The organism is Methanosphaera sp. DEW79 (genome assembly GCF_003266085.1).
In the GTDB taxonomy this organism is placed as follows: domain Archaea; phylum Methanobacteriota; class Methanobacteria; order Methanobacteriales; family Methanobacteriaceae; genus Methanosphaera; species Methanosphaera stadtmanae.
In genome coordinates, this window is the sequence record NZ_MUZW01000045.1 from 1 (window position 1) to 12,916 (window position 12,916).

Sequence of the window (12,916 nt, forward strand, 5' to 3'; positions counted from 1 at the left end):
TATAAAACAAGAAGTATTATTATTAATTAGATAATTTAACTAAAAAGTAAATTAATTTAAATACTTAAAAAGAAAAAATTAATTCATTAAAACTACTTGAATAATAATCCCAATTAAAAATTCAAATTTTGGCTGAATTACGTAAATGAACTGATTTAATAAAATATAGCATAGACTAAATAAGTGCTTATTTCTATAAAAGATTATGGTATTTCTAATAAACTTACTTTAATTATTTCAATTAACTAATCAATTTAACACTTCTATTTTTATTTCTTTTTTATTACATTTTTTTATTTAATACCTCTTTTAAAAATACTAGATATTTAATTTCATTCATAAACTATCTAACTAAATATTTAATACAATAAAAAAATAAAAGAAATAAATAGATTAACATGAACTTAAATTTTGATTATTTAACTTCAACAATTATTGGATTATTTATTGGAAGTCTTGTATTATTTTTAGGACGATTATTAAGTTTTCCTATAAGTGGAATCTTATTAGCAATTATAATATCTGCCCTAAGTGCATCATTCCTATATAATCCCTCTAATAAAAGAAATCCTAATCATAGAACTTTAAGAGGTACTATGTCTAGTTTCTTATTATGTTTAATCTTCAGCATATTTCTAACAGGATACTATATACCAAAATTTAGTAGTATATTAGGTACTGCTGATATATCACTTGGATTATCATTAGTTATTGTTTTATTAATCACAGTTATTGGTGGTATAATACTTGGATCTTTTGGTGGAAGTATAGGATCTACTTTTAGAGACCTAGTTTCTGTTATTTATACTGAAAAAAGAAAATAAGGAACTAATCAAATATTATTAAATCTTTTTTTTATACTTTTTTTATTATATTTATCTGATAAACTTTTAAATATTAAAAATATCAATATTAATATGTACAAAATTTAAGGATAGTAACAAATGAACTCATTTACTATAAATAAAATAAAAACAAATGAACTTAAAACAATTGGTCATTATACTGGCTATGTATGTATAGTTATTGGACTATTTATGATAATTCCAATAATATGTGCAATAATATTTCATGATGAAGTAAAATACTTGAATTCATTTGTATCTTCTTCAATTATATGTGTAGCAATTGGATTTTTATTATGGGTTGGTTTTAGTAAAAAAAACTTAACACACCTATCCTTAAAAGGATCCCTAATTTTTGTTCTGAGTATATGGGGACTAACAGCATTAGCAGCAGGTCTTCCATATGTCATTTCTGGAGATTTAAATATACTCGATGCTTTTTTTGAAGGAATGTCTGGTATTACAACAACAGGATTTTCTCTCCTTCCACCATGTGAACATCCATTTTCTGTTGCAATATGGGCTTCATTAACACAATGGCTTGGAGGATTAGGTATCATAGTTTTATTACTTGTTGTTGTTCCATCATCTGTGAGTTTAAAAAGATTATACTTTGCAGAGGGAAGAACAGAACAAATGACACCTAATATAAAACATACAACAATAATCTTTATAAAATTATATTTACTATTAACATCAATTGGAATTATATTATACCTACTAGCAGGACTAAATCTATTTGATGCAATATGTTATTGTTTCTGTGGAATTGCAACAGGTGGTTTTTCTGTACATCCAGCAAGTGTACAATACTTTCAAACACCAATTATACAACTTATAACAATGTGTATTATGATATTAGGTGGTTTAAACTTTGTAGTAATATATCGTGTTATTAAAGGTGCATGGAGAAATCTTTACAAAGACATTGAAATTAAAGCATTTGCATTTCTTGTAATATCTTCAACATTACTTATTGGATTATCATTATATTTCCAAGGATTCTACAATCACGATATATTACTTATACTTAGACATTCACTATTTCAAGTTGTGTCAGTTATTACATCAACAGGTTTTTCCAGTACAAGTATTGATAATTGGTCACCACTTTCTTATACAGTTCTGATATTATTAATGTTTACTGGAAGTTCCATATGTTCTACTAGTGGAGGAATTAAGCTATATAATATAGTTATACTCTTTAAAGCAATATGGTGGGAAGTTAAAAGTATGATACTTCCAAAAAATACCATTATAATTAAAAAAGTATTCCATGATAATAAGTACCGTGATGTATCAGATAAAACTATAAAAACAATACTCATCTATGTAATATCATACATTCTTATATTCATAGCGAGTTTTATAGTAATAGCAATCTTTTGTAATGACTTCCAGATAGCATTTACAATTACAGCTTCATCCCTTGGTAATACTGGACTTGCACCAACATATCTTTCAGTATCAACACCACTTATTGTGAAAATTGTTATGATTATAGATTTCTGGGCAGGTAGGATTGGAGTATGGCCATTATTACTATCAATAGTATATACAACCAACATAATTCAAGGAAAAATAGAAGAACATAGAGAATAAAAATAGCAGATTATATAATAAAAAGGAGATGATGAAACTCCTTTTTATGAACTTTTTTTAAAATAAATTTAAGTTATTTCTTTATCATTTACTTCACGTTTATAATTAGATGCACTACCTAATGTATAACCTAAAGTAAAGTAGAAACTTGTTTCTTCATCAGAAATATTCCAATTTTTATCAGATTTAAGAAGTGATATTGATGCTTCTTCTTCAAGTTCCTTAAATATAGCATCATATTTACGAATTTCATTAATCATAACAGGATATATTGCCCTTATTTTTTCATGACTTAGATTTATATCATAAATTTTATTTAGAAATGGTGTTTTTTCTAGATTCTTATATTCAATATGCGTTAATTTTCTTGTTAAAAATCCAAGTAAGTATGCAGATTTTTTATCATCACTTACTAAAATTTCATCGAGAACATACCTATGTTCTATAGTTAAATTATTCATATTATACCTTCCTTTAAAATATCTTATCAATCACACTAGTTATTTTTAATACATCATTATCTGATTTACCCAATCGTTTCATTGACTTGGCTGCAGCTTCCACTGGAGTATCATGTTCTTCCATCATATATTGACTAACATATGTAATAAACATTCTAAATTCCATTTTACTACTAAATGTTTTTCTTAACAACTTATCAATATCTTTTTCCTCTTCAACAGTGGCAAAATTATTCTCATCCCTCATTCCATTTAATGCCTTGTTAATAGTATCTAAATCATGATACTTAAGAAGCTCATCAAGAAATGCTTCATTCATACGTTTACGATTATCTGTATGTTTACGAATTTTTTTATCAGACTGCATTCTTTCAAGAAAACCATCATAGAAAACTTCTACTTCAGGTTCTGTTTTAAATAATACTTGAACAACATCTAACAAATTTGTATCCACATTTAATCCCACAAATTCTTCATCATCCTCTTGTTCCATTTTCTTAACTTCTTCAGGTTTCATTCTATGAATCCTCCTCTTTTTCATATTTTTGATTATCAATATTATCCTTAAGTATTTGTGTAATCTCATCTAACTTAGTTTGTAATTCCTCAACATCCCTATCAAGACTATCAACTTTTTTTTGTAGAGATCTATTTCTATTTTTTAGATGTTTAATATATGATTTAACTAAAAGACGAGTTTTTTCCTCTGGTTTTTCCATATACAATGAAGACATTGCAGCAGTAAAAATACTTAAAAACAACACCCCCATTATTATAGTTATAATACCAATTAATTTACCTTCAGTTGATATTGGAGTAATATCACCATAACCAACACCAGACAATGTTACAATATTATACCATAATGAATCAAAGAAGTTTGTAAATGATGGATCAATATTTTGAAGTATTATAGAAGATAATATTGTATAAAATACTAAAATAAATGTTAATACTTTTAATAATCTATTTTGAACAAAATATTTTAAAGACCCATAATCAAATCTTCTAAGAGCATATATCTTAAATATTTGAAATAATTGTAATAGACTTATTAAACGAACAAGTCTAAATACTGCAAAAAATCTTAAAAATATGAAATTAAATGGTATCATTGAAAGTATATCTATAACATGTGTTTTTATAAAATCTAATAAATTTTTATCAGACTTTCTATATATAGTAATCAGATTAAGAAACAATAAAAAACATACAAATAAATCAAAGATAGACATGAATAACAATTCATCATAGGAAACATTGTATATTGTTATTATAAATATAAATATTAAATCTATAACTGTAACAATAATCAATATGAAATTTTTTACTTCAGTAAATAATTTCCTATTTTCCTCAGATATATGTATATTTAAAAAATTCATTTTCATTAATTTCCTAAAAACTATTTTTTTTAATATGTTAATATATTTTTATAAAAAAATAAAAGTTTTACTATCTATAATTTAAATTATTTTTTAATTAACTTTATAACTTCATCCATATTATCCTCTAAATAAGAAACATCTTTTTTTATAGATGATAATTTATCCTCTATTTTCATAAATTTATCTTCAATTTCATCTGTAGCCTTCTCCAAACCATCCACATACTTAAATACATATCTTCTTTTATTTCTCATGGGTTTTTCATTATATTTTGTTGTAAGATAAGCTGTGAATATGGAAATAAGAAAAACACCCATGATTATTGTAAATAATGTGAAAATTTTACTTATAAAACGTAGCGGAACAATATCACCATAACCTACAGTAGTCATTGAAACAATATCAAACCATAAACTCTCAAATAAACCATTAAATCCATAATCATAATGTCCTATAAATGATGATACAATAAAAAAGTAAATTATTGTAAAGATTATACTTATAAATAATAGATTTTCTAGAATATACCCCTTATTTTTAAGACGATCATTATTTGGAACTAATATTTTATATATCTTATATAACTTTAGAAATCTAAGTAATCCCAGTGGATAAAACAATTCAATGGGCACTATTGAAATAATATCTAGAATATGATGCTTAGCAAAGGAGATATTCTCTTCCTTTGAATATTTATAAATAACTAATAAATCAAGAATTAATAAAAAACATGTTATTTTATCAAATATGTAAATGAATTTTAATTCCATAGATGTATGTGTAAAAGGTCCTATAACAATAAATACAATGTCAAGAAGAACAAATGTAAATAAACTAACAATATGTAAATGAAACATTCTTCTAGTTCTAACTATTTTATACATTGATAAAACCTTCTAATTATTATTTAATATTTTTAAAATTATATTATATTAATATTTTAGAAAAATTCTAAATTTATAAATTAAATATAGTTATAATAAATTACATTAGATATAAAAATAAAATCTATATTAAATAAACTTTAAAAAAAATATCAAGTTTATAAAAAAAAATATTAATTGAAGTGTAAACATGAAAAATAAAACTATTATTTTCTCAATTATTATAATTATTTCATTAATTAGTCTAAGTACTCTTTCTGCAACAAACATTGACTCTACTGACACACCTATTCATGAAAAACAAACAGACACCCAACAAGTTAACATAAAACTTCCAACTAATAAAATCATTGAAGAAACAACAAATGTTAATAAAAAAGATATAGTAAAGAAAAATAAAACCACAAAAAAACAAATAAATAAAACCCATTCAATAAATAAAACAAAAAAAGATAACAATAAAACTCAAACAATTAAAACAAAAACTAACATTACAAAATCATACAATGATTCTCTTAAAAATTCAGCATGTTGTTCTGTAGTAATACAAGTATCTGACAAGGAATCTATCATATCATTTAGACGTGATTCATCATATCGTGCAACAATAACCATTGAAAAAACAAAATGGTATGGTACTAACATAACACGTCAATTAAAAACACAGAATGGATACTTCACCCATGTTATTGTTACACAAGATGGTTGGGTAATGGGATTTGGTGGAAGTGACAAAATAAAAACACAAGCAGATATTGTTAAAACTGCAGGAGAAATGTATTCTAAAAGAAATATATCATACAGTGGTATGAGTAAAATATTTAATCTACTAAAAACATTAAATATTGGACATACTGTCATTAAATCTCCAAATGGAACAGTAGGTGTTGCAGCATATAATTCTGGTGGAAAATATCTGATAACCAAAATAAATAATGGTGGTTATGTATGTATTCCAAACAATTTCAAATACTATCATACTGGTAGCTATTCAAAATATGCACAAAATTCAATAGATGCAGCTATTCAAATTGCAGGACATGATGTTTATGGTATTAACAGACGAAATATTATAACATACCATAGTACAATTTCATCAAATAATCAAAAACTAAATGTTTATGTAACAAATGATGATGGTAGATATGTTTCAAAATCAACATATAATCTAAAAGATCCAATAAATTTTATTGGAAAAACTATTGATACAAGTCAAATACCAAGAATTCCAAATAAGAAATTCATAGGCTCAATTGAATATAAATCACCAACACCACCAATACCATCCACATATATTATAACAAATAATGCTAAATATAATAACAATATTTATAATGTATTTAATCGTATAAACAAGTATGCTAACAGTAACAATGTATATAATCTAAACTTTAAAAAAGGCATATACTACTTTGATGGTATAGAAAATAACACTCTTAAAATAGGAAATAAGAATATAAAAAATGTTACAATAATTATGAATGGAAATAACAGTATTTTCAGTGGTAAAGATAAAACAAGAATAATAGATATAGTTTCAAATTTCAATGTGATTATTAAAAATATTTCATTTGTAAATGGAAATAGTACTAATGGTGGAGCTATATCTAACAATGGAAATCTTTCAATAGTATCATGTGTATTTAAAAATAACAAAGCATCAAATGGAGGGGCAATATATAATCATGGTATATTAAATGTTGATTCATCAGTATTTACATATAACACAGGAATAGTTGCTAAATCAATCTACAATAATGGAAGTATTATATCAATTAACAATAACTGGTGGGGATTAAATAATCCTGATTGGAGTAAGTTACTCTATAATATGAAAAAACCTGATACATATGTTGTTATGAAATTTACTAATGTAACTTCATACTATGATTCTGAGATGATGTTTAAAGCAACACTCAATCAACTAAATAATCATAAAACAATTACAACTATTCCAATAAGAGAAATTAAATTATACAGTAGTCTAAGTAATGTTCAATTTAAAATTAAAATTAATCAGGAAGCAATATTTTCATATTGTGCACCTCCAGCAACTGTTAAAGTTAAAATTGATGAACAGGAAATGGCTTATACTATAAATAAAATTAACTTAAAAGTTTCACTTATAGGTTCAGATAAAATACAGATAAAAGTTACAGATAGATATAACAAAACAGTGCCCATAGGTAATGTTGTAGTTAATATAAATGGTAAGAACATAGTTGAAAAAACAGCACTTTTCAATGTTACAAATGGTGTTACACATGTAACAATTCCATCTTCAATAAGAAGTTCAAAGTACACTGTTACCACAACATATCTTCAAAATAATATATATCCTCAAACATCAACTAAAACAACACTAATGGTGTAATTACCTACACCTACCTTTTTTTAAAATTATTAATTAAATAAAATTATTCTAAAAAAAACATGTGTCTATACTTATTAATGCTTATTTCATATAATCTAGAGGTTTTTTTAGAAATTATAAAAATAATACCACAGAAATTTATATATAACACAAATATAATACTACTTCCATATTAGAAAATATGAATTTCACCATTTATTTAATTCAAAATCATTGTTAATGTCTATTTTTCCAAAGTATCTAAAACCAATTAGAAATTCTAGTTCTATTTTTAGATTATTATTCGTAACAGATAATATTATTTCAAATTTATTGATTTTTTTCATAAAACTATAATTATTAAATATCAATTAAAATATATAAATAATATATTAATATAAATAAATTATTTTTGAATAATTATATTAGATTAATATATAGATTAAATGGAGATAAACATGGATAAGAATGTTAAAAAAATGTTCTTACTCACTACAATAGTATTATTATTACTAGGTATTGGTGCTGTTAGTGCAGCAAATGATACAAGTGATAATACACAAACTACAGTTTCTAATGATTTAACAACAATAGATTCATGTAGTTCACAAATAGCTACAGTAGCTAGTGATAATAAAGTAGTAAATACTAAAAATGATGTAGTTTCTAATGATAAAATAAGTGTTAAAAAAGATAAAACAAACACAACTAGTAACATTAAAACTACTACTAAAAGTAGTGATAAGACAGGAAAAACCCTAAAAAAAGAAGATGAAATAAACTATTATGTTTCAGACTCAAAAGGTTCTGATACTAATGATGGATCTAAGGATAATCCTTTTAAAACAATAGGTCATGCTGTTAATTTAACAACAGATTCATCAATATACAATATACACATCACTGAAGGTACATATAAAGGTATTGGAAATACTAATTTAACAGTACCTGGATCAAACAAAATCAATTTCATTGGTGCTGGTGTTAATAAAACAATCTTTGATGGAGAAGCAAAATATGATATTCAGAAAAATGGATTCTATTGGGGATCATCTGAAATATGGTATAACTATGTAAATGCTTCTGGTAACTGGTTTATGAATATTACACCTGGTGCAGGTAAAATTACATTCACCAACTTCACAATGCAAAATGGTTGGGTAAAAGGTGGAAGTAATATTGCCGCATATAAAATAGCTCCTGTTGATAACTATGCAACTCTAACAATTGATAATGTATACTTCTATAAAAATCATTGTGGTGCAGGTACTGTTAGAAACAGAGAAACTGGAAATTTAACAGTAAATAATAGTATATTTGATTTTAACTTAAAATCTGATAGTACTGGAAACTTTGGTGCAGGTATTTATAATAATGGTACAACTCTTGTTGTAAATTCAATATTTGTTGGAAATTATGCACGTTGGGGTACACTAACCAATGATAGAATAATGAAAGTAAATAACTGTACAATAAGAGATAATAAAGGTTATGATGGAACTAGTACATACAAATATGGTTCAGGTATTGCAACAAACACTGGTAGTGCTGATTACTACAATGAATATGGAGTAAATGGTCTTGAAACTGAAGTAACAAACTGTACCTTTATTAACAACGATCAAACAGATATTTGGCAAGGCCAAGGTGATTTAGTAGTTTCAAATTCTAAATTCATAAACAGTACAGGAATTTATATTGAAGGTAAAAAATTAAATATGAGTGTTAGTCAAAACATTACAAACAACACATTTACAAATGTAGTTGGTTCTGCTCTAACAGTATCAATGAGTTCCAAAAGTAAACCAGCAATTGCTATAAGATCAACAGCTCTTGGATTCAATTTAACAATAACAAATAATACAATCAATGCACCTGATTTAGTTAATGGTAAAGCAATACAAGTATCAGGATATGCTACAATAACAAACAACCAAATGGATAATGTTATAAACATTAAAGGAAGTGGTTGTCTTGTTAATAATAACACAATAAATACTAAAAGTGGATACACAGTAGTTGAAGAAACAACAGCTAAAAACAATTCATATACAAATAACACATTATATTCTAGTATATTAGCTGGAGATAATTCATTAAAACTTAATTCTAAAGGTAATTCTACAACAAGTGGAAATAAACCAGAAGTAACAAACCATGTTATAACTAATGATAACTATTCACAATACTTCACTAGTGAAGGTGTTTTAAAAGCTGATGTTGTAACTAATGGAAGTAAAATATTCCTTTCAGGAAATTTAATAAACAAAGAATTCATATTTGACAACATTAAAGTATATGTCGGAAATAATGATACAGCAAAATTAATTAACTCTGTAATTAAAACACAAAACAATGCAAAAGTAATTATTGAAAACATAAATATTAATAATACAGATTCTGAAAAAGAATATGTTGTTTTATTTAATTCAACAGGAAATCAACTTATTAAAACTAATATTGATGTTAATACAACACATAAAATACATGCAATAGTACTTGCTGATGATGAAAACACAATAGAAAATGTTGTTGTTAATGTAGCAGGTCCATCAAAAAATATTGACTGGACACAGAATGTACAAATTGCAGATACTATTGGATTATTAATTACATCCAGTAACAACAATATAAAAGTTACAAAAATCAATTTATATGCACATCCTAATGGTGAAATGTTTGGTACAGTTGATGGAATAGATATTCAGTCACTAACTAATAACACTGTAAAATCTAACTTAATATATAATACACGTGTAAATGTGACTGGTGGTCAATATGCATATGGTTTAAATATTAAAAATGCAGAAAATACAAACACTTCCCTTGTATGGTCTGATGTAAGATCTGATAATTATGCATGTGCATTCCAATTAACAGGTATTGCAAGAAATAACAGTATTGCAGGTTATGCTTATGCTAACGCTCCAGTACTTGCATATGGAGCTTACATAACAGGATTATGGTCCGGTGGTGTAAATAATACAAACATATCTAAACTTTACATACAAAATGTTACAAGTAATGAAGCATATGGAGTATGTCTTGAAGGAGTATTAAATACAACCATATCTGATGCTACATACAATGTATTTGGAAATAAAACATTTGGAATAGTATTAAATAATACAGAAAATACTAATATCTTCAAATTAACAATAAAAACAGAAAATACAAATGAAAATTCATCAATAATAATAACAGACAAAACTAAAAATACAAACATCACAGGTACAACCCTAAATTCAAACAATGCAAATGGTGTTAATTTAATTAACAACACAAACACAAGCGTAGTTGGAAATTACATCAATATAAACAATATGACTGGTGGAAATAACGCTGTAAAACAAGTAGAACTAACAAACAATAATGTTACAAACAACATACCAAATATTATTGTAATTAGTGATGAAACATATCCTAATTACTTTGATGAAAATTCAACATTAAATATAACTGCAGACATTATTAACATTGGAAAACAATTAAATAATAAAATATTATACATGAATACAAATGCAACATTCTATAATCCATATAATACAACAATAAACAATGTATCATTCATATTCATTGGAACAAATACAAAATCTGTAACATTTAATGGATTAAAAATCAACAATGTAAATAAATCAGTAATAGAAACAAAATTAAATACAACATTACAGAAAAACGTATACTTCAAAAATGGTTACATAAAACTTACTGGAGAAAATATCACTGCAATAAACAACAATGGTAACACTCTCTACTTATCAGTTGAAAATACCCAAGCTATACTTAATGCTACAAACAATGCATTATTTATAAGTTATACTGGAAGAGGTTACTCATACATTCAAAATTCAAATATAACTGTTGATTCTGGAAATATATCCAAAGTTATACAAAATGATAATGGAACAGTATCAGGTGCAAATAACAACATTAAACAAACAGGTAACATTGCTATAACAATAAATGGTACATGTATCATAAATCAATATGATGGATTTAAAAACAACAATATCACAATAAGTGGAAACAACATTACAGCAATAAATATAAATCAATATGCTCTAAGTATAACAACATTACAAAATAATAAATTCAATCTAACAAGTTCAAATCCGGCAATAGCAATAAATATGGAAAATACTGGATTTGCAGGTGGTTGGAGTTGGAATCCTCAAGGTACATCTATAAAAAACAATGTATTTATTATTAATGCTGTAAACAAAAATACTCCAGTAATTAGTTTATCTGGTGGAAGTTTAAATTCAGTAACTAATAACTATATAGAAGCTCGTGATGTATGGGGTAATAATGCAGTGGAAATAATTGGAGAAAATGGAACAATAGAAAATAACAATCCAAATAACAATACAAATTATACTGCTATAATGAATATTACAGCACCAACAACCACTAGTGTAAATAAAACTATTGATGTAAATGTTACACTTACAGATGTATTTGGTAATCCAATAAAAGAAAATATAACAATTACAGTAGATGGTACTGAAATTGGTATAATAGATGGTGCAGGCAGTATTACATACACACCAACTACTGGTAAAACTAGTACAATAACTGCTACATTTAATGGTAATGATAAATATGATAGTAGTGTAGTATCAACTACATTAAATGTAATGAAACTTAACACTACAACAACAGTTAACACACCTACTGGTAAATATAACGATACAATAACAATTACAGCTAATGTAGTTGATTCAAATAACAACCCTGTAAATGGTGGAAAAGTTGTATTTATTGTAAATGGTGAAACAATATGTGACAGTGAAGGTAACATAATCTATGCTAATGTAGAAAATGGAGTTGCAACTATAAATACAACTGCTCTTAGAACATGGGTAAATAAATATTCCACTATTTGTGCTGAATATATTGGAAACGATGTTTATGGAGATTCAACAAGTGAATATTCCACAATGAATATTTCCCTAAGAACACCTACAGTAACAATACTTACTGATAAAACAAGTGTTAAATCAGGAGAAAAAGTATTATTTATTGTACAAGTACGTGATGGTGAAAAACTTGTAAACCAAGGATCTGTTATATTTAAACTTAATGGTATAACATTAAAAGATACAACAGGTAATATTTACATAGTAAAAGTAGAAAATGGAATTGCAAAACTAGAATACATAATACCTGATGGTTTCAGTGCTAAAAACTACACATTAACAACTGTTTATGTTGGAAAAGATTATGAAAGAGGTAGTGATGTATCATCATTAATAGTACCTAGAATCAACACATACATAAAAACAGAAATGACAAACATTACAAGTGACAATGCAACATTAAAACTAACAATATTCGATGAAAACAACAAAATAATACTACGTAATACAAAAGTAACAGTAAA

8 protein-coding genes are annotated in these 12,916 nt (G+C 25.5%); 4 read left to right on the forward strand and 4 right to left on the reverse strand.

The window, feature by feature from the left end; all coding sequences use genetic code 11:
• Positions 1–398: 398 nt before the first annotated feature.
• Positions 399–824 (forward strand): hypothetical protein, encoded by a 426-nt coding sequence (locus tag BZ132_RS04040; RefSeq protein WP_011406417.1) that lies wholly within the window; start codon positions 399–401, stop codon positions 822–824.
• A 120-nt stretch (positions 825–944) separates the two neighbouring features.
• A complete protein-coding gene (locus BZ132_RS04045) occupies positions 945–2,447 on the forward strand; it encodes a TrkH family potassium uptake protein (protein ID WP_286940552.1) in 1,503 nt (500 codons plus the stop codon).
• Between the two features lie 68 nt (positions 2,448–2,515).
• On the opposite strand, the gene BZ132_RS04050 is transcribed toward BZ132_RS04045, so the two are convergent.
• The 4 genes from BZ132_RS04050 to BZ132_RS04065 all read right to left on the reverse strand — a co-directional run bounded on the left by BZ132_RS04050 (position 2,516) and on the right by BZ132_RS04065 (position 5,180).
• Positions 2,516–2,908 carry a TM1802 family CRISPR-associated protein gene (locus BZ132_RS04050; RefSeq protein ID WP_011406419.1) on the reverse strand — a complete coding sequence of 131 codons (393 nt, stop codon included), beginning with the start codon at positions 2,906–2,908 and terminating at the stop codon, positions 2,516–2,518.
• Between the two features lie 13 nt (positions 2,909–2,921).
• Positions 2,922–3,425, reverse strand: a complete 504-nt coding sequence (locus tag BZ132_RS04055; protein WP_011406420.1) for a hypothetical protein — start codon at positions 3,423–3,425, stop codon at positions 2,922–2,924.
• Between the two features lies 1 nt (position 3,426).
• The gene (locus BZ132_RS04060; RefSeq protein ID WP_181454841.1) at positions 3,427–4,293 is read right to left on the reverse strand and encodes a potassium channel family protein; all 867 of its coding nucleotides are present in this window, start codon (positions 4,291–4,293) and stop codon (positions 3,427–3,429) included.
• An 86-nt stretch (positions 4,294–4,379) separates the two neighbouring features.
• Positions 4,380–5,180: a potassium channel family protein gene (locus BZ132_RS04065; protein ID WP_011406422.1), complete on the reverse strand. Its 801-nt coding sequence runs from the start codon at positions 5,178–5,180 to the stop codon at positions 4,380–4,382.
• Between the two features lie 190 nt (positions 5,181–5,370).
• Between BZ132_RS04065 and BZ132_RS04070 the strand changes: the two genes are divergently transcribed.
• Complete coding sequence (locus BZ132_RS04070) at positions 5,371–7,554, forward strand: hypothetical protein (RefSeq protein WP_286940553.1); 2,184 nt, start codon at positions 5,371–5,373, stop codon at positions 7,552–7,554.
• 437 nt (positions 7,555–7,991) lie between these two features.
• Positions 7,992–12,916, forward strand: a 4,925-nt coding sequence (locus BZ132_RS04075; RefSeq protein ID WP_286940554.1) for a hypothetical protein, incomplete at its 3' end; no start/stop codon positions are given.